The sequence below is a fragment of the Streptococcus parapneumoniae genome, assembly GCF_037076355.1.
Lineage (GTDB): Bacteria > Bacillota > Bacilli > Lactobacillales > Streptococcaceae > Streptococcus > Streptococcus parapneumoniae.
In genome coordinates this window covers 1,433,316-1,452,115 of record NZ_AP026968.1, presented here as the reverse complement: position 1 = coordinate 1,452,115, position 18,800 = coordinate 1,433,316, and the positions used below count along the sequence as shown (strand labels likewise).

The following is an 18,800-nucleotide window of genomic DNA, read 5'->3' as shown; positions in this document are numbered from 1 at the left end:
TTATGGCTGAAGAAAGAGTAGAACCAAAACCAATTGATCTTGGTGAATATAAATTTGGTTTCCATGATGATGTAGAGCCTGTCCTATCGACAGGAAAAGGATTGAATGAAGATGTCATTCGTGAACTATCAGCTGCCAAGGGAGAACCTGAGTGGATGTTAGAGTTCCGTTTGAAGTCTTATGAAACCTTTAAAAAAATGCCCATGCAAACTTGGGGAGCAGACTTGTCAGAGATTGATTTTGATGACTTGATCTACTACCAAAAACCATCTGATAAGCCAGCTCGTTCTTGGGATGATGTGCCTGAAAAAATTAAAGAAACCTTTGAACGTATCGGAATTCCAGAAGCTGAGCGTGCCTATCTAGCCGGTGCCTCTGCCCAGTACGAGTCAGAAGTAGTTTACCACAACATGAAGGAAGAATTTGAGAAGTTAGGTATCATCTTTACAGATACGGATTCTGCTCTCAAAGAATACCCAGACTTGTTTAAACAATACTTCGCTAAGTTGGTACCGCCGACAGATAACAAGTTGGCTGCCCTCAACTCAGCAGTATGGTCAGGTGGAACCTTTATCTACGTACCAAAAGGGGTCAAGGTAGATATTCCTCTTCAAACTTACTTCCGTATCAACAACGAAAATACAGGTCAGTTTGAACGTACCTTGATTATCGTTGATGAGGGAGCAAGTGTCCACTACGTAGAGGGCTGTACAGCGCCAACTTATTCAAGCAACAGCTTGCATGCGGCCATCGTAGAAATCTTTGCCTTGGACGGAGCTTATATGCGTTATACAACCATCCAAAACTGGTCTGACAACGTTTATAACTTGGTAACAAAACGTGCCAAAGCCTTGAAAGATGCGACAGTTGAGTGGATTGATGGAAACTTGGGTGCCAAAACAACCATGAAATACCCATCTGTTTACCTTGATGGAGAAGGGGCGCGTGGAACCATGCTTTCGATCGCCTTTGCTAATGCTGGGCAACACCAGGATACTGGAGCTAAGATGATCCACAACGCTCCACATACAAGCTCGTCTATCGTGTCTAAATCCATCGCTAAAGGTGGAGGAAAGGTTGACTACCGTGGACAAGTCACCTTTAACAAGAACTCTAAGAAATCTGTTTCTCACATCGAGTGTGACACTATTATCATGGATGACTTATCAGCGTCAGATACCATTCCATTTAATGAAATCCACAACTCACAAGTCGCTTTGGAACACGAAGCTAAGGTATCTAAGATTTCAGAAGAGCAACTCTATTACCTCATGAGCCGTGGATTGTCAGAATCAGAAGCAACTGAAATGATTGTTATGGGATTTGTAGAGCCTTTTACAAAAGAACTTCCAATGGAATATGCAGTTGAACTTAACCGTTTGATTAGCTATGAGATGGAAGGATCAGTTGGGTAAAATTTGATTTTAGATATACTCAAAATCAAGGACTTTGAAGATGAATTTGTAATAAAAAATCGCGATTTTAAACCGCGATTTTTTTATAATTTCTCATTAACAAATCGGATAAACTGATTCCACCAAACTTTTAAGAAGAAGGCTTTTTCAATTTTCTTTTCTGCTACCATTTCAAAACTAGGGCGCTCTGTGGTGATGTAACCTTGACCAATCAAGTCCTTGTCTTCGTAAGTCAGATGTCCAACCACTGTTCCAGCTTCAAGTGGTGCTGGGATTGCTTTGGAATTAGGTGTGAATTGAACAGATTGGGAAGATTGACTCCCAACACGTTCGATTAGATAGATATCCTCTGGAGCCACTGCAGTTACCGTATCTTCTTTTCCATCTTGTACAGGGGCTTTGCTATCTTGATAGGCATCGCCTTGTTGAACGATTTTGCGAAGTGTAAATGTAGAAGAAATATAATCCATTAGGGAAGATGTAGCTGTAAACCGAGCGTAGGGATTATTGTCTTGATGGTCTGCATTTAAAACAACTGTGATGATTCTCATGCCTTTTTCGACAGTAGTACCAACAAAAGACTCTCCAGCCTTATCTGTTGTTCCTGTTTTTAGCCCATCAAAACCACCACGGTAAGCAGGCATACCTTCTAACATGTAGTTGGTTGAAGTGATTGTCATCCCAGCAAAAGTAGAGGAAGGTTTTTTGGTGATTTCCAAGACTTGTGGGTACTTTTTGATGAGGTTACGAGCAACGATAGCAACATCATAAGCGCTGAGCTTATTTTCATCATCTTTATTAGACCCTGGGTAAATATTATCTCCTAGAGTCTCGTTGTTCAGACCAGTTGTATTGACAACCGTGGCATCTTTGATTCCCCATTCCAAGAGTTTTGCCCGCATCATGTCGACGAAATCTTTTTCTGAGCCAGCAATTTTCTCAGCTAGAGCAATGGCTGCGCTGTTAGCGCTAGATACGAGGGTTGCTTCCAGTAGTTGTTCGACGGTATAATTACGAGCCTCCATAGGAACATTACTTGCTTCAGAGTTTGTTGTCAATCGATAAGGATAATCTGAAATATCTACTGGGGTAGATAGTGTAATACTTCCGTTTTCCAAAGCTTCATAGACAAGATAAACCGTAATCAATTTTGTAATAGAAGCGATTTCGACTGGCTGAGTTGCATCTTTTTCATAAAGTATTTTACCAGTATTTGCTTCAACAGCAATGGCATGTTTTGCAGCAATATTAAAATCTTGAGCAGCAACAGTAGAAGCGCCTCCTAAAAGGGAGACAGTTAATAAAGTTAAACATATTTTTTTCATAGTAGTTTTATTCTATCATAAAGAAAAAAAATATTCTTGCTTTAATAATTCATCCGTTAAGCTTTTTGAAAATATGGTAAAATAGAGTGAGGGAGGTAACTCATGTTTCGTAGAAATAAATTATTTTTTTGGACCACAGAAATTTTACTCTTAACCATCATCTTTTACCTATGGAGACAGATGGGGTCTTTGATTAACCCTTTTGTTAGCGTGCTTAATACAATTATGATTCCATTTTTATTAGGGGGCTTTCTTTATTATTTGACAAACCCTATTGTTACTTTCTTAAATAAAGTCTGTAAACTCAATCGTTTGCTTGGTATTTTAATTACCTTGTGTGCTTTGGTCTGGGGAATGGTCATAGGTGTTGTCTATCTCTTACCTATTTTGATTAATCAGTTATCTAGTTTGATTATATCTAGTCAAACTATTTATAGTCGAGTACAAGACTTAATCATAGACTTATCTAATTATCCTGCACTCCAGAATTTGGATGTAGAAGCTACAATTCAGCAACTAAACTTATCCTATGTTGATATTCTTCAAAATATCCTAAATAGCGTATCAAATAGTGTGGGGAGCGTCTTGTCAGCTCTTATCAGTACTGTTTTGATTTTGATTATGACTCCAGTTTTTTTGGTTTATTTCTTACTAGATGGACATAAATTCTTGCCCATGCTTGAAAGAACGATTCTAAAGAGGGATCGCTTGCATATTGCAGGCTTATTAAAGAGTTTAAATGCGACGATTGCTCGCTATATTAGTGGAGTTTCGATTGACGCAATCATTATAGGTTGTTTGGCTTATATTGGCTATAGTATTATTGGTTTAAAATATGCTTTAGTTTTTGCTATTTTTTCTGGTGTAGCCAATTTAATTCCTTATGTGGGACCAAGTATTGGCTTGATTCCTATGATCATCGCAAATATATTCACTGATCCCCATAGAATGCTGATTGCAGTGATTTATATGCTTGTTGTTCAGCAGGTAGATGGTAATATCTTATATCCTCGAATCGTAGGAAGTGTTATGAAGGTTCATCCAATCACGATTTTGGTTTTACTTTTGTTGTCAAGCAATATCTATGGTGTAGTTGGAATGATTGTCGCAGTGCCAACCTATTCTATCTTAAAAGAAATTTCTAAGTTCTTATCCCGTTTGTATGAAAATCATAAAATAATGAAAGAACGAGAAAGAGAATTAGCTAAGTAAAAGTCAGGAGAACCCTGATTTTTCTTTACTGGAAGTGGCCTTTAGATTAGAAGATTGAAAATAAGTTAAAGTCCTAAACTAATTTTCACAGCTAAAAATAGTAGAAGTTAATCTGATAAAAATCGAAAAAACCAGTGGAATTCCGTGTCAGGGTAAGTTCCACTGGTTTTCATAGTCTATTAAAGTTCGAATGAAACCTATTTATTTTAGCACAACAAGTAAAAAGTAGTCCGAATAATATAAGGATTGATTTTATAGTTTTTAAACGCAAACGAATTGAAACAAAGAGAGTAAGAAAATTCTCTTCGTGAATTTCTTCAAAACAGATAGCTTCATCTTAGGTATGTGTTAATTGGATTTCGTAAGCTCTATTCACAATCGTAAAGTTATGCACTGAGAAAGTTGTAGTTAGTCTCCCAGTTTGCTAAATTTCTCGAATAGTATCTTTTTTAGGTAAGTGATTTCTTTTTTGCATTTTTGAGTTAGATGAGGTATAATGGTTCTATTGTCTTTTGGGGTCGTTACGGATTCGACAGGCATTATGAGGCATATTTTGCGACTCGTGTGGCGACGTAAACGCTCAGTTAAATATAACTGCAAAAAATAACACTTCTTACGCTCTAGCTGCCTAAAAACCAGCAGGCGTGACCCGATTTGGATTGCTCGTGTTCAATGACAGGTCTTATTATTAGCGAGATACGATCAAGTCTTGTCTAGCGGCTTGATAAGAGATTGATAGACTCGCGGTTTCTAGGCTTGAGTTATGTGTCGAGGGACTGTTAAACGAATACATAACCTATGGTTGTAGACAAATATGTTAGCAGATGTTTGGACGTGGGTTCGACTCCCACCGGCTCCATTGATAATTTACATTGTTTTGTAAATCTTTCTAAAACGTTGTTTTTACAACGTTTTTTATTTTATTCTTTGGTATTCTTTTGCAAAAAAAGAATACAACATTTTGTTGTATCCTAAATATTAAATCAAGTCCTGAATTTTCTTAAGTTTTTATCATATTTTCTGTTATAATTAAGGTGCCTTAAGAAAAATAATGAAAAAACTAAATGTTTTTCATATAGTTTTCATTTTTGTGTTATAATTAAGGTGCCTTAAGAAAAATATTAAGGTGCCTTAAGAAAAATAATGAAAAAACTAAATGTTTTTCATATAGTTTTCATTTTTGTGTTATAATTAAGGTGCCTTAAGAAAAATATTAAGGTGCCTTAAGAAAAATAATGAAAAAACTAAATGTTTTTCATATAGTTTTCATTTTTGTGTTATAATTAAGGTGCCTTAAGAAAAATATTAAGGTGCCTTAAGAAAAATAATGAAAAAACTAAATGTTTTTCATATAGTTTTCATTTTTGTGTTATAATTAAGGTGCCTTAAGAAAAATATTAAGGTGCCTTAAGAAAAATAATGAAAAAACTAAATGTTTTTCATATAGTTTTCATTGTTTTAATAGTTTAAAGTCAATCTTATTTTTCTCTAATAGAAAATAATGAAAAAGTAGGTTTAGAAAGAGGTAAGTATCTATGTCTTCTCATAAAAAAGTGTCACTCTCTGAGATTAATCAATCTATCGATACTCCAAATAACAATCATTTCTGGCAAAATTTAAATGCCTTTTTAGGTCCGGGTGCTCTTGTCGCAGTTGGTTATATGGATCCAGGAAACTGGATTACCAGTGTAGTCGGTGGTGCTTCCTATAAGTATAGTCTCTTGTTTGTTATCTTGATTTCATCTCTCATTGCCATGCAACTTCAGCAGGTGGCAGGAAAGCTTGGTATTGTAACCCAGATGGACCTGGCTCAAGCAACGGCTCATCATTCACCTAAATGGCTTCGTTATAGTCTATGGGTGATTTTAGAATTAGCCTTGATGGCGACAGATCTGGCAGAAGTTCTAGGTTCAGCGATTGCTCTCAATCTTCTCTTTAAGATTCCGATTATGATAGCAATTCTCTTGACCGTGTTGGATGTTTTTCTCTTATTGCTTCTGATGAAATTTGGCTTTAAGAAGATTGAAGCTATTGTGACAACACTGATTTTAACCATTCTAGCAATTTTTACCTATCTGGTAGCTTTGTCACATCCAAGCTTCCAAGGAATCGTTGAGGGTTATCTACCGAATGCAACCTTATTTGAAAGTCCCTTGCCAGGGCATGAAAGTCAATTAACCTTGGCACTAGGGATCGTGGGAGCAACGGTTATGCCCCATAACCTCTATTTGCATTCTTCCTTGTCACAAACTCGGAAAATCAATCACAAGGACAAGAATGATGTTCGAAAAGCCGTGCGCTTTATGACCTGGGATTCAAATCTCCAATTATCCTTGGCCTTTGTGGTTAACTCCCTTCTATTAATTCTCGGGGCGGCTCTCTTTTTCGGCCATGCATCTGAGATTTCTGCCTTCTCTCAAATGTATAATGCCTTGCAGGATTCTACTATTGCAGGAGCTATAGCTAGCTCGACCTTATCAACCTTGTTTGCCTTGGCTTTATTAGCCAGTGGTCAAAATTCGACAATTACGGGTACCTTGACTGGACAAATCGTTATGGAAGGTTTCTTGCATATGAGATTACCTCAATGGTTCATTCGTTTGGCAACTCGTCTCTTTGCCTTGTTGCCTGTCATGATTGTAGCGGTTCTGTTTGGTCATCAGGAAAAAACATTAGATCAGTTATTGGTTTATTCACAAGTCTTTCTTTCGATTGCTCTTCCATTTTCAATCTTCCCACTGATTTATCTAACTTCTAAGAAATCACTGATGGGAGAATTTACCAATGCCAAATGGAATACCATCCTTGGCTATATCGTTTCCATTATCTTAACAATTCTCAATGTGAAATTGTTATTTGATATTTTCTAAGAAATTCACCCGAGTTATAAAACAAGCATATAAGAAAAAAGATACCCAAGATTTCTTGGGTATCTTTTTTAAAATAAACGGAAGACATGGGATTCGAACCCACGCACGCTGTTACACGCCTACCGCGTTTCCAACACGGCCTCTTAAGCCTCTTGAGTAATCTTCCAATACTTACTCAAATAGTCTACCATAAAGGCTCTTATCTTGCAATAAAAATTCTGGAAATAAGAAAAATGATAGAATTTGAAAGAAAATGATAAAAAATGCTTGACTTTGAAAAAAAGTGTGATAGAATGAATAGTGTAAACGATAACAGGAGGTGATTCAGTGTTAAAAACAGAGCGGAAGCAACTGATTTTAGAGGAGTTGAATCAACATCATGTAGTCTCTCTAGAGAAATTAGTTAGTTTGCTAGAAACGTCAGAATCAACGGTTCGAAGAGACTTGGATGAGTTGGAAGCGGAAAACAAGCTTCGTCGCGTGCATGGTGGAGCAGAATTGCCCCATTCCTTGCAGGAAGAAGAAACCATTCAAGAAAAATCTGTCAAAAACCTTCAAGAGAAGAAGTTGTTAGCTCAGAAAGCAGCCTCTCTCATCAAGGAACAAGATGTCATCTTTATCGATGCTGGAACAACAACTGCTTTTTTGATTCATGAATTGGTTAATAAGAATATTACTGTAGTAACCAACTCGATTCACCATGCAGCACAGTTGGTTGAAAAGCAGATTCCAACGGTCATGGTTGGAGGAAGTGTCAAGATGGCGACAGATGCTAGCATCGGGGGCGTTGCTCTTAACCAGATTAACCAATTGCACTTTGACCGTGCCTTTATAGGGATGAATGGTGTGGACGATGGCTATTATACGACTCCAGATATGGAGGAGGGAGCTGTGAAGAGAGCTATTTTGGAGAATGCCAAACAGATCTATGTCTTGGTGGATTCGTCAAAAATTGGACAAACTTGCTTTGCCAAGGTAGCACCACTCAAACGAGCTATTGTTATCACAAGTAAAGGGCATGAGCTCTTGCAGGTTATTAAGGAGAAAACGGAGGTAATAGAAGTATGATTTATACAGTCACACTCAATCCATCCATTGACTATATCGTTCGCTTGGACCAAGTCCAAGTCGGTAGTGTCAATCGTATGGACAGTGATGATAAGTTTGCTGGTGGGAAAGGAATCAATGTCAGTCGTGTCTTGAAACGTTTGGATATTCCAAATACAGCGACGGGATTTATCGGAGGTTTTACTGGTAAATTTATCACAGATACTCTGGCAGAGGAAGAAATCGAGACGCGTTTTGTCCAAGTGGCAGAAGATACTCGTATCAATGTTAAAATCAAAGCAGACCAAGAAACAGAAATCAACGGAACGGGTCCAAATGTGGAACCAGCTCAGCTAGAAGAATTGAAAGCTATTTTATCTAGTCTGACAGCAGAAGATACGGTGGTGTTTGCGGGTTCAAGTGCTAAAAATCTGGGCAATGTCATTTACAAGGATTTGATTGCCTTGACGCGTCAGACGGGTGCGCAAGTGATTTGTGACTTTGAAGGGCAGACCTTGATTGATAGTTTGGACCACCAGCCACTTTTGGTCAAACCAAACAATCATGAACTTGGAGCTATCTTTGGGGTTGAACTTGACAGTTTGGACCAAATTGAGAAATATGCTCGAGAGTTACTGGTTAAGGGTGCTCAAAACGTCATTATCTCTATGGCTGGTGACGGTGCTCTTCTTGTCACATCTGAGGGAGCTTATTTCGCTAAACCAATCAAAGGAACAGTGAAAAATTCAGTCGGAGCTGGTGATTCTATGGTTGCCGGATTCACAGGTGAATTTGTCAAATCAAAAGACGCAGTAGAAGCCTTCAAATGGGGAGTTGCTTGTGGAACAGCAACGACCTTCTCAGATGACTTGGCAACAGCAGAATTTATTAAAGAAACATATGAAAAAGTTGAGGTAGAAAAACGATGAAAATTCAAGACCTATTGAGAAAAGATATCATGTTGCTGGATTTGCAGGCAACTGAAAAAACAGCTGTCATCGACGAGATGATTAAAAGTTTGACAGACCACGGTTATGTGACAGATTTTGAAACCTTTAAAGAAGGAATTTTGGCGCGTGAAGCTTTGACTTCCACTGGTTTGGGTGACGGAATCGCAATGCCTCACAGCAAAAATGCTGCTGTAAAAGAAGCGACTGTTCTCTTTGCTAAGTCAAACAAGGGTGTTGACTATGAAAGTTTAGATGGGCAAGCAACTGACCTCTTCTTCATGATTGCAGCTCCAGAAGGTGCCAATGATACTCACTTGGCTGCCTTGGCAGAATTGTCTCAATACTTGATGAAAGACGGTTTTGCTGACAAACTTCGTCAAGTAACATCAGCTGACCAAGTTATCGAACTTTTTGACCAAGCTTCAGAAAAATCTGAGGAACCAGCTCAAGCTCCTGCAAATGATTCTGATGACTTCATCGTGGCTGTTACAGCTTGTACAACAGGTATTGCCCACACTTACATGGCCCAAGAAGCCCTTCAAAAAGTGGCTGCTGAAATGGGGGTTGGCATTAAGGTCGAAACCAACGGTGCTAGCGGTGTTGGTAACCAACTAACTGCGGAAGACATTCGTAAGGCTAAAGCTGTTATCATCGCGGCAGACAAGGCAGTTGAAATGGATCGTTTCGATGGCAAACCATTGATCAATCGTCCAGTTGCTGACGGTATCCGTAAGACAGAAGAGTTAATTAACTTGGCTCTTTCAGGAGATGCTGAAGTCTACCGTGCTGCTAATGGAACAAAAGCTGCAACAGCCTCTAACGAAAAACAAAGCCTTGGTGGTGCCTTCTACAAACACTTGATGAGTGGCGTATCCCAAATGTTGCCATTTGTTATCGGTGGTGGTATCATGATTGCCCTTGCCTTCTTGATTGATGGTGCTTTGGGTGTTCCAAATGAAAACCTTGGTAATCTTGGTTCTTACAATGAGCTAGCTTCTATGTTCATGAAAATTGGTGGTGCAGCCTTTGGCTTGATGCTCCCAGTCTTTGCAGGTTATGTTGCCTACTCTATTGCTGAAAAACCAGGTTTGGTAGCAGGTTTCGTAGCTGGTGCTATTGCCAAAGAAGGTTTTGCCTTTGGTAAAATTCCTTATGCCGCAGGTGGTGAAGCAACTTCAACTCTTGCAGGTGTCTCATCTGGTTTCCTAGGTGCCCTTGTTGGTGGATTTATCGCAGGTGCTTTAGTTCTTGCTATTAAGAAATACGTTAAAGTTCCTCGTTCACTCGAAGGTGCTAAATCGATCCTTCTCTTGCCACTTCTTGGAACAATCTTGACGGGATTTGTCATGCTAGCTGTTAACATCCCAATGGCAGCGATCAACACTGCTATGAATGATTTCCTAGGCGGTCTTGGAGGCGGTTCAGCTGTCCTTCTCGGTATCGTCCTTGGTGGAATGATGGCTGTTGACATGGGTGGACCTGTCAACAAAGCTGCCTATGTCTTTGGTACAGGTACACTTGCAGCAACTGTTTCTTCAGGTGGTTCTGTAGCCATGGCAGCAGTTATGGCTGGAGGAATGGTGCCACCACTTGCCATCTTTGTCGCAACACTTCTCTTTAAAGACAAATTTACTAAGGAAGAACGCAACTCTGGCTTGACAAATATTATCATGGGCTTGTCATTCATCACTGAGGGAGCTATTCCATTTGGTGCCGCTGACCCAGCTCGTGCGATTCCAAGCTTCATCCTTGGTTCTGCAGTAGCAGGCGGACTCGTTGGTCTTACTGGTATCAAACTCATGGCGCCACATGGAGGAATCTTCGTGATTGCCCTTACTTCAAATGCTCTCCTTTACCTCGTTTCTGTCTTGGTAGGAGCAATCGTAAGTGGTGTTGTCTATGGTTACCTACGCAAACCCCAAGCATAAAAAATAGAAAAATGAAAAGATTGGACCGTTTGGTGCAGTCTTTTTTAAAGAATTAGACAAACAAGTTTTTGAATGATATTCTAAAATAAAACTCATAGAAATGAAAAAACATAATGAGAGTGTTTTAAATGAATATAATTGAATTTATTCTGGATTTGGATTGGAAGAAGATAGTAGAATCAATTTTATCAGCTCTATTAGCTTCTGGAATAATCGGTGGTTTTGGTTACTTAGTGACGAAAAAAATTACAAGAGATTTTCGTATTGCAGAAGAAATGAAATCGTATGGATTTAAAGGTGTAGTGGCAAAGAAAAAGCATTCGACTAGAGAGATTAAAAAGTTATGTAAAAATACTAAAAGATTGGATTTACTTTTTATATCAGGTATTGATTTTTTTCGGAAAATAGAACTGTATTAGAGAATGCTATGAATAATGGAATGAAAATTCGTTTTTTGTGTTCTCAGATATATACCAATTTTTTATCAGATTTAGAGGAACTTGAGGATAAAGAAGGGTTGCGAAAGTCTGACACAAATATTAGTATCGAAATTGAAGATGTGACTAAAAAATATAGTAAATATATAGAAAGTGGACAAATGGAAATTCGCTATTATTCAACACAATATCGTTTGCCATTTATATTGGCTTATAAAAGAAAGAAAAATATGAAGACGACAAAGGCTTTTTTAAGAGTTACTCTGCCTCCATATAATTGGGAGACCAATTTCGTGTTTATAGGTGAACGTAAAACTACTAAAAAGGATGATTTTTTTAAAACTAATAATGATGAAATAGATTTCATATCTATGATGGAAAAACATTTCGATTGTGTTTGGGAAGTTGCGGATAGGGAAATAGATAGAAAACAAGAAATAAAAAATACAAATTTCGAAGTGAAATCTTAAAAATCTAAACTTTGAGACTTTGATTATTTAAATATAATAACAATTACTTTGAATATAATCATGATAAAGAAGATTGTACCGTTTGGTGCAGTCTTTTTCTCTTCCCGAAATGCCTGTGAAATATGGTATAATAGAAGAATGGCAAACAAGAATACAAGTAAAACAAGACGGAGACCGTCTAAAGCAGAACTCGAAAGAAAAGAAGCGATTCAACGAATGTTGATTTCGTTGGGAATCGCGCTTTTATTGATTTTCGCAGCCTTTAAATTAGGGGCTGCAGGTATAACCTTTTACAATCTAATTCGCTTGCTGGTGGGTAGCCTAGCTTATCTAGCAATATTTGGTATCCTGCTCTACCTCTTCTTTTTCAAGTGGATACGAAAACAGGAAGGGCTCTTATCAGGATTTTTCACCATATTTGCTGGCTTGCTCTTGATTTTTGAAGCCTACTTGGTTTGGAAATATGGCTTGGACAAGTCCGTTCTAAAAGGAACCATGGCTCAGGTTGTGACGGATTTGACTGGTTTTCGAACGACCAGTTTTGCTGGAGGGGGCTTGATTGGGGTCGCTCTTTATATTCCAACCGCCTTTCTCTTTTCAAATATCGGCACTTACTTTATTGGTTCTATCTTGATTTTAGTGGGTGCTCTCCTAGTCAGTCCTTGGTCTGTTTACGATATTGCTGAATTTTTCAGTAGAGGCTTTGCCAAATGGCGGGAAGGGTATGAGCGTCGAAAAGAGGAACGCTTTGTCAAACAAGAAGAAAAAGCTCGTCAAAAGGCTGAGGAAGAGGCTAGATTAGAAAAAGAAGAGGCTGAAAAAGCCTTACTCGATATGCCTCCTGTTGATATGGAAACGGGTGAAATTCTGACAGAAGATGTTGTGCTTGATGTTCCACCTGTTCCAGAAGAAGAGTGGGTAGAACCAGAAATCATCCTGCCTCAAGCTGAACTTGAATTCCCTGAGCAGGAAGATGGCTCAGATGACGAAGATGTTCAGGTCGATTTTTCAGCCAAGGAAGCCCTTGAATACAAACTTCCAAGTTTACAACTCTTTGCCCTAGATAAACCAAAAGACCAGTCTAAAGAGAAGAAAATTGTCAGAGAAAATATCAAAATCTTAGAAGAAACCTTTGCCAGCTTTGGTATCAAGGTAACGGTTGAACGGGCTGAAATTGGACCATCAGTGACCAAGTATGAAGTCAAGCCAGCAGTGGGTGTACGGGTCAACCGCATTTCCAATCTAGCAGATGACCTCGCTCTAGCCTTGGCGGCCAAGGATGTCCGAATCGAAGCACCTATCCCAGGGAAATCCTTAGTTGGAATCGAAGTACCCAACTCCGAGATTGCCACTGTATCTTTCCGAGAACTTTGGGAACAATCTCAAACGAAAGCAGAAAATCTCTTGGAAATTCCTTTAGGGAAGGCTGTTAATGGAACTGCAAGAGCTTTTGACCTTTCTAAAATGCCCCACTTGCTAGTTGCAGGTTCAACGGGTTCAGGGAAGTCAGTAGCTGTTAACGGCATTATCGCTAGCATCCTCATGAAGGCGAGACCCAATCAAGTTAAATTTATGATGGTCGATCCCAAGATGGTTGAGTTGTCTGTTTACAATGATATTCCCCACCTCTTGATTCCAGTCGTGACCAATCCACGTAAGGCCAGCAAGGCTTTGCAAAAGGTCGTGGATGAGATGGAAAATCGTTATGAACTCTTTGCCAAGGTGGGAGTTCGGAACATTGCAGGCTTTAATGCTAAGGTAGAAGAGTTCAATGCCCAGTCTGAGTACAAGCAGGTTCCGCTACCGCTCATTGTCGTGATTGTGGATGAGTTGGCTGACCTCATGATGGTTGCCAGCAAGGAAGTGGAAGACGCTATCATTCGTCTCGGACAGAAGGCACGTGCTGCAGGTATCCACATGATTCTTGCAACCCAGCGTCCATCGGTTGATGTCATCTCTGGTCTAATCAAAGCCAATGTCCCATCTCGTGTCGCATTTGCGGTTTCATCAGGGACAGACTCCCGTACGATTTTGGATGAAAATGGAGCAGAAAAACTGCTTGGTCGAGGAGACATGCTCTTTAAACCGATTGATGAAAATCATCCAGTTCGTCTCCAAGGCTCCTTTATCTCGGATGATGATGTCGAACGCATCGTAAACTTCATCAAGGCTCAGGCTGATGCGGACTACGATGAGAGTTTTGATCCAGGTGAGGTTTCTGAAAATGATGGAGAATTTTCAGATGGTGAATCTGGTGGAGATCCGCTTTTTGAAGAAGCCAAGGCTTTGGTAATCGAAACCCAGAAAGCCAGTGCATCCATGATTCAGCGTCGTTTGTCAGTTGGTTTTAACCGTGCGACCCGTCTCATGGAAGAGCTTGAGATGGCAGGTGTCATTGGTCCAGCTGAAGGTACCAAACCAAGAAAAGTATTGCAACAATAAAAAATAGCTTCTTTCCAAGTTTGGAGGGAAGCTATTTTACTGACTATTGATTAGTTTTATTTTCTGAAGTTGGAGTATTGGACTGTTTTTCATTTTCAGTGGTAGTTTTACTTGGAGCAGGAGTAGTAGAGTCCTGAGTTGCTGTTTTCTGCTCTTCTTTTTTCTCTTCCTTGACGCTAGATTTTGGTGTTTCTTCTTGTTGTGTTTTTTCTTGGGTAGTGTTAGTTTCCTTATTGGGACTAGTGTTTTCCTGAGGGGATTCCTTTTGAATTTCTTTGACAATGGTTGTCGTCTGGCTTGTCGTAGGTTCTTTTTTAGTATTTTTGTTATTATCCAAGGCGTTCATAATCGTGATACTTGCGGTAATTAAGCCAAGGATACTACCGATAGTGGCAACAGTTTTTTGAAAGACCGTAAAGCCTTTTTTGATGTGTTCTGTTTTTGGTTTTGAAGTTCTACGATAATTAGACATGCATTCTCTCCTTTGATTAAAACTTATTATACCGCATTTCTTTAAAAAAATCTTAAAAAAAGAGGAATTGCCCTTTCTTGTCGCAAGCTCCGTTTCATGATACAATAGAAGGAGTGATTTTAGAAAGCGTGAGAAAACATGATTTACTTTGATAATTCGGCGACGACCAAGCCCTATCCTGAAGCCCTTGAAACCTATATGCAGGTGGCTTCAAAAATTTTAGGAAATCCATCTAGTCTCCATCGTTTGGGAGACCAGGCAACACGAATTTTAGATGCTTCCCGTCAACAGATTGCAGATTTAATCGGTAAGAAAAGTGATGAAATCTTATTTACATCTGGTGGAACAGAAGGTGATAACTGGGTTATCAAGGGTGTGGCCTTTGAAAAATCCCAGTTTGGCAAGCACATCATCGTATCAGCCATTGAACATCCGGCAGTCAAAGAGTCAGCCCTCTGGTTAAAAAGTCAAGGATTTGAAGTGGATTTTGCTCCAGTTGATAACAAAGGATTTGTGGATGTTGAAGCGTTAGCAGATTTGATAAGACCTGATACGACCCTCGTTTCCGTCATGGCTGTGAACAATGAAATTGGCTCGATTCAACCTATTCAAGCTATTTCAGAACTGTTGGCAGATAAGCCGACTATTTCCTTCCATGTTGATGCGGTTCAAGCACTTGCTAAGATTCCAACTGAAAAGTATCTGACAGAACGAGTGGATTTCGCGACTTTCTCTGGTCACAAGTTCCACGGAGTTCGTGGTGTTGGTTTTGTCTATATCAAGTATGGCAAGAAGATTACGCCTCTTTTAACAGGTGGTGGTCAGGAGCGAGATTATCGTTCGACAACTGAAAATGTGGCAGGAATTGCAGCTACAGCCAAGGCTCTCCGCTTGTCTATGGAAAAGCTAGATATCTTTATTAGCAAGACTGGGCAGATGAAGGCAGTGATTCGTCAAGCACTTCTGGACTATCCAGATATTTTTGTCTTTTCAGATGAGGAAGACTTTGCCCCTCATATCCTAACTTTTGGAATTAAGGGTGTTCGTGGTGAGGTCATTGTTCACGCCTTTGAAGACTATGATATTTTCATCTCAACGACATCTGCTTGTTCGTCCAAGGCAGGAAAACCAGCTGGAACCCTGATTGCCATGGGAGTGGATAAAGATAAGGCCCAGTCAGCTGTGCGTCTTAGCCTAGACCTTGAAAATGATATGAGTCAGGTCGAGCAGTTTTTGACCAAGCTAAAATTAATTTACAATCAAACTAGAAAAGTAAGATAGGAGCATTCATGCAGTATTCAGAAATTATGATTCGCTACGGTGAGCTGTCAACCAAGGGCAAAAACCGTATGCGTTTCATCAATAAACTTCGCAATAATATTTCAGACGTTTTGTCTATCTATCCCCAAGTTAAGGTAAGGGCAGATCGCGACCGTGCCCACGCTTACCTCAATGGAGCAGATTATACAGCAGTAGCAGAATCACTCAAGCAAGTCTTTGGGATTCAAAACTTTTCCCCTGTTTATAAGATTGAAAAATCTGTAGAAGTTCTGAAGTCCGCTGTCCAAGAGATTATGCAGGACATCTACAAGGAAGGCATGACCTTTAAAATCTCTAGCAAGCGTAGCGACCACAACTTTGAACTTGACAGTCGTGAACTCAACCAAACGCTTGGAGGGGCTGTATTCGAAGCCATTCCAAACGTACAAGCTCAGATGAAAAATCCTGACATCAATCTTCAGGTGGAGATTCGTGAGGAAGCGGCTTATCTTTCCTATGAAACCATTCGTGGGGCAGGTGGCTTGCCAGTGGGAACTTCTGGTAAGGGCATGCTCATGTTATCAGGGGGAATTGACTCACCTGTAGCAGGTTATCTTGCTTTGAAACGTGGGGTGGATATCGAGGCAGTTCACTTTGCTAGTCCACCTTACACCAGTCCTGGTGCTCTTAAAAAAGCCCAAGATTTGACCCGTAAATTAACCAAGTTTGGTGGAAATATCCAATTTATCGAAGTTCCTTTTACAGAGATTCAAGAGGAAATCAAGGCCAAGGCGCCAGAAGCCTATCTCATGACCTTGACCCGTCGTTTTATGATGCGGATTACCGATCGTATTCGTGAGGTACGAAATGGTTTGGTTATCATCAATGGGGAAAGTCTTGGTCAAGTAGCTAGCCAGACCTTGGAAAGCATGCAGGCTATTAACGCTGTGACCAACACTCCCATCATTCGTCCTGTGGTTACCATGGACAAGTTGGAAATCATTGACATCGCCCAGGAAATCGATACCTTTGACATTTCAATCCAACCGTTTGAAGACTGTTGTACGATTTTTGCGCCAGATCGTCCAAAGACTAATCCTAAGATTAAGAATGCAGAGCAGTATGAAGCACGTATGGATGTTGAAGGCTTAGTTGAGCGAGCAGTGGCTGGAATTATGATTACTGAGATTACACCTCAAGCTGAAAAAGATGAAGTCGATGACTTGATTGATAATCTGCTCTAATTTAGAAAATCCAAAAGAATAGCGAAATTCAGGAAAGAAAGTTAGTTTTTTATCTAAAAAATAGGTAAAAAACTGACTTTCTTTCTATTTTTATGATATAATGAGATAAAATTTTGAATATAGAGAGTTTTCTGACAATGAATCAATCCTACTTTTATCTAAAAATGAAAGAACACAAACTCAAGGTTCCTTATACAGGTAAGGAGCGCCGTGTGCGTGTTCTTCTACCTAAAGATTATGAGAAAGACACGGACCGCTCCTATCCTGTTGTATACTTTCATGACGGGCAAAATGTTTTTTATAGCAAAGAGTCTTTCATTGGACACTCATGGAAGATTATCCCAGCCATCAAACGAAATCCGGATATCAGTCGCATGATTGTCGTTGCTATTGACAATGATGGTATGGGGCGGATGAATGAGTATGCGGCATGGAAGTTCCAAGAATCTCCTATCCCAGGGCAGCAGTTTGGCGGTAAGGGTGTGGAGTATGCCGAGTTTGTCATGGAGGTGGTCAAGCCTTTTATCGATGAAACTTATCGTACAAAAGCAGACCGCCAGCATACAGCCATGATTGGTTCCTCATTAGGAGGGAATATTACCCAGTTTATCGGTTTGGAATACCAAGACCAAATTGGTTGCTTGGGCGTCTTTTCATCTGCCAACTGGCTCCACCAAGAAGCCTTTAACCGCTATATCGAGCGTCAGCAACTATCGCCTGACCAGCGCATCTTCATCTATGTGGGAACGGAAGAAGCGGATGATACAGACAAGACCTTGATGGCTGGCAATATCAAACAAGCCTATATCGACTCATCGCTTCGCTATTACCATGATTTGATAGCAGGGGGAGTACACTTGGGCAATCTTGTTTTGAAAGTTCAGTCTGGTGCCATCCATAGTGAAATCCCTTGGTCGGAGAATTTACCAGACTGTCTGAGATTTTTTGCAGAAAACTGGTAAAGTAAGAAAGGAGAAAATATGCATATTGAACATCTTAGCCACTGGAGTGGCAATCTTAATCGTGAAATGTACCTTAACCGTTATGGACATGCTGGGATTCCAGTTGTGGTCTTTGCTTCATCAGGTGGGAGTCACAACGAATACTATGATTTTGGCATGATTGATGCCTGTGCCTCTTTTATCGAGGAAGGCCGTGTTCAGTTCTTTACCCTATCCAGTGTAGACAGTGAGAGCTGGTTGGCCACTTGGAAAAACGGTCACGACCAAGCAGAGATGCACCGTGCCTACGAACGTTATGTGATTGAGGAGGCCATTCCTTTTATCAAGCACAAGACAGGTTGGTTTGATGGAATGATGACGACAGGTTGCTCAATGGGCGCCTACCATGCTGTCAATTTCTTCCTTCAGCATCCAGATGTCTTTACCAAGGTGATAGCTCTTAGTGGTGTTTACGATGCACGTTTCTTTGTCGGCGATTACTACAATGACGATGCTATTTACCAAAACTCGCCAGTAGATTATATCTGGAACCAGAACGACGGCTGGTTTATTGATCGTTACCGTCAGGCAGAGATTGTGCTGTGTACGGGTCTCGGTGCCTGGGAACAAGATGGCTTGCCATCCTTCTACAAGCTTAAAGAAGCCTTTGACCAGAAACAAATTCCAGCCTGGTTTGCTGAATGGGGACACGATGTCGCCCACGACTGGGAATGGTGGCGCAAACAAATGCCTTATTTCCTCGGCAATTTCTATTTATAAAAGGAGT

15 protein-coding genes, 1 tRNA gene and 1 other RNA gene are annotated in these 18,800 nt (G+C 40.0%); 14 read left to right on the top strand and 3 right to left on the bottom strand.

All coding sequences use genetic code 11. The annotated features are described in order from the left end of the window. Window positions 1-2: 2 nt before the first annotated feature. The gene (sufB, locus tag SP4011_RS07510; protein WP_000797046.1) at window positions 3-1,415 is read left to right on the top strand and encodes a Fe-S cluster assembly protein SufB; all 1,413 of its coding nucleotides are present in this window, start codon (window positions 3-5) and stop codon (window positions 1,413-1,415) included. Between the two features lie 83 nt (window positions 1,416-1,498). Here the strand turns inward: sufB and pbp3 are convergent, their stop codons facing one another. Next, window positions 1,499-2,740, bottom strand: a complete 1,242-nt coding sequence (gene pbp3, locus SP4011_RS07505; protein WP_338618590.1) for a D-alanyl-D-alanine carboxypeptidase PBP3 — start codon at window positions 2,738-2,740, stop codon at window positions 1,499-1,501. A 102-nt stretch (window positions 2,741-2,842) separates the two neighbouring features. Here pbp3 and cozE point away from each other — a divergent pair, with 102 nt between their 5' ends. The 3 genes from cozE (at window position 2,843) to SP4011_RS07490 (ending at window position 6,822) form a co-directional block, all read left to right on the top strand. Continuing rightward, complete coding sequence (cozE, locus tag SP4011_RS07500) at window positions 2,843-3,952, top strand: cell elongation protein CozE (protein WP_218764179.1); 1,110 nt, start codon at window positions 2,843-2,845, stop codon at window positions 3,950-3,952. Between the two features lie 514 nt (window positions 3,953-4,466). Next, window positions 4,467-4,814: a transfer-messenger RNA gene (gene ssrA, locus SP4011_RS07495) on the top strand. 673 nt (window positions 4,815-5,487) lie between these two features. Next, on the top strand, window positions 5,488-6,822 hold the full coding sequence (locus SP4011_RS07490) for an Nramp family divalent metal transporter (RefSeq protein ID WP_338618589.1): 1,335 nt from the start codon (window positions 5,488-5,490) through the stop codon (window positions 6,820-6,822). A gap of 78 nt (window positions 6,823-6,900) precedes the next feature. Here SP4011_RS07490 and SP4011_RS07485 read toward each other — a convergent pair. Beyond that, a tRNA-Ser gene (locus tag SP4011_RS07485) sits at window positions 6,901-6,988 on the bottom strand. Between the two features lie 161 nt (window positions 6,989-7,149). Between SP4011_RS07485 and SP4011_RS07480 the strand changes: the two genes are divergently transcribed. From SP4011_RS07480 to SP4011_RS07455, 6 genes are all read left to right on the top strand, one after another. Beyond that, complete coding sequence (locus SP4011_RS07480) at window positions 7,150-7,890, top strand: DeoR/GlpR family DNA-binding transcription regulator (RefSeq protein ID WP_338618588.1); 741 nt, start codon at window positions 7,150-7,152, stop codon at window positions 7,888-7,890. Beyond that, window positions 7,887-8,798 (top strand): 1-phosphofructokinase, encoded by a 912-nt coding sequence (pfkB, locus tag SP4011_RS07475; RefSeq protein WP_338618587.1) that lies wholly within the window; start codon window positions 7,887-7,889, stop codon window positions 8,796-8,798. Before SP4011_RS07480 ends, pfkB begins: the two co-directional genes overlap by 4 nt. Then, window positions 8,795-10,747 (top strand): fructose-specific PTS transporter subunit EIIC, encoded by a 1,953-nt coding sequence (locus SP4011_RS07470; RefSeq protein ID WP_338618586.1) that lies wholly within the window; start codon window positions 8,795-8,797, stop codon window positions 10,745-10,747. The genes pfkB and SP4011_RS07470 overlap by 4 nt, the downstream gene beginning before the upstream one ends. A 128-nt stretch (window positions 10,748-10,875) precedes the next feature. Further along, complete coding sequence (locus SP4011_RS07465; RefSeq protein ID WP_338618585.1) at window positions 10,876-11,166, top strand: hypothetical protein; 291 nt, start codon at window positions 10,876-10,878, stop codon at window positions 11,164-11,166. An 8-nt stretch (window positions 11,167-11,174) separates the two neighbouring features. Continuing rightward, window positions 11,175-11,654 carry a hypothetical protein gene (locus SP4011_RS07460; protein ID WP_338618584.1) on the top strand — a complete coding sequence of 160 codons (480 nt, stop codon included), beginning with the start codon at window positions 11,175-11,177 and terminating at the stop codon, window positions 11,652-11,654. A gap of 138 nt (window positions 11,655-11,792) precedes the next feature. Beyond that, window positions 11,793-14,096 carry a DNA translocase FtsK gene (locus SP4011_RS07455; protein WP_338618583.1) on the top strand — a complete coding sequence of 768 codons (2,304 nt, stop codon included), beginning with the start codon at window positions 11,793-11,795 and terminating at the stop codon, window positions 14,094-14,096. Window positions 14,097-14,139: 43 nt separating this feature from the next. Here the strand turns inward: SP4011_RS07455 and SP4011_RS07450 are convergent, their stop codons facing one another. Then, on the bottom strand, window positions 14,140-14,568 hold the full coding sequence (locus SP4011_RS07450; protein WP_338618582.1) for a DUF6556 family protein: 429 nt from the start codon (window positions 14,566-14,568) through the stop codon (window positions 14,140-14,142). A 138-nt stretch (window positions 14,569-14,706) separates the two neighbouring features. Here SP4011_RS07450 and SP4011_RS07445 point away from each other — a divergent pair, with 138 nt between their 5' ends. The 4 genes from SP4011_RS07445 (at window position 14,707) to SP4011_RS07430 (ending at window position 18,793) form a co-directional block, all read left to right on the top strand. Next, window positions 14,707-15,849: a cysteine desulfurase family protein gene (locus tag SP4011_RS07445; protein WP_338618581.1), complete on the top strand. Its 1,143-nt coding sequence runs from the start codon at window positions 14,707-14,709 to the stop codon at window positions 15,847-15,849. Window positions 15,850-15,857: 8 nt separating this feature from the next. Further along, a complete protein-coding gene (thiI, locus tag SP4011_RS07440) occupies window positions 15,858-17,072 on the top strand; it encodes a tRNA uracil 4-sulfurtransferase ThiI (RefSeq protein ID WP_338618580.1) in 1,215 nt (404 codons plus the stop codon). Between the two features lie 137 nt (window positions 17,073-17,209). Further along, the gene (locus SP4011_RS07435; RefSeq protein WP_261074003.1) at window positions 17,210-18,034 is read left to right on the top strand and encodes an alpha/beta hydrolase; all 825 of its coding nucleotides are present in this window, start codon (window positions 17,210-17,212) and stop codon (window positions 18,032-18,034) included. A gap of 18 nt (window positions 18,035-18,052) precedes the next feature. Then, entirely contained in the window at window positions 18,053-18,793 is a 741-nt protein-coding gene (locus tag SP4011_RS07430) for an esterase family protein (RefSeq protein WP_338618578.1), read from the top strand. The last annotated feature ends 7 nt before the right edge of the window (window positions 18,794-18,800 follow it).

Coding starts and splice junctions, on each gene's coding strand:
- SP4011_RS07490 (WP_338618589.1), top strand. CDS start 5,488: ATGTCTTCTCATAAAAAAGTGTCACTCTCTGAGATTAATCAATCTATC.
- cozE (WP_218764179.1), top strand. CDS start 2,843: ATGTTTCGTAGAAATAAATTATTTTTTTGGACCACAGAAATTTTACTC.
- SP4011_RS07445 (WP_338618581.1), top strand. CDS start 14,707: ATGATTTACTTTGATAATTCGGCGACGACCAAGCCCTATCCTGAAGCC.
- SP4011_RS07435 (WP_261074003.1), top strand. CDS start 17,210: ATGAATCAATCCTACTTTTATCTAAAAATGAAAGAACACAAACTCAAG.
- pbp3 (WP_338618590.1), bottom strand. CDS start 2,740: ATGAAAAAAATATGTTTAACTTTATTAACTGTCTCCCTTTTAGGAGGC.
- SP4011_RS07450 (WP_338618582.1), bottom strand. CDS start 14,568: ATGTCTAATTATCGTAGAACTTCAAAACCAAAAACAGAACACATCAAA.
- sufB (WP_000797046.1), top strand. CDS start 3: ATGGCTGAAGAAAGAGTAGAACCAAAACCAATTGATCTTGGTGAATAT.
- pfkB (WP_338618587.1), top strand. CDS start 7,887: ATGATTTATACAGTCACACTCAATCCATCCATTGACTATATCGTTCGC.
- thiI (WP_338618580.1), top strand. CDS start 15,858: ATGCAGTATTCAGAAATTATGATTCGCTACGGTGAGCTGTCAACCAAG.
- SP4011_RS07455 (WP_338618583.1), top strand. CDS start 11,793: ATGGCAAACAAGAATACAAGTAAAACAAGACGGAGACCGTCTAAAGCA.
- SP4011_RS07430 (WP_338618578.1), top strand. CDS start 18,053: ATGCATATTGAACATCTTAGCCACTGGAGTGGCAATCTTAATCGTGAA.
- SP4011_RS07470 (WP_338618586.1), top strand. CDS start 8,795: ATGAAAATTCAAGACCTATTGAGAAAAGATATCATGTTGCTGGATTTG.
- SP4011_RS07465 (WP_338618585.1), top strand. CDS start 10,876: ATGAATATAATTGAATTTATTCTGGATTTGGATTGGAAGAAGATAGTA.
- SP4011_RS07460 (WP_338618584.1), top strand. CDS start 11,175: ATGAATAATGGAATGAAAATTCGTTTTTTGTGTTCTCAGATATATACC.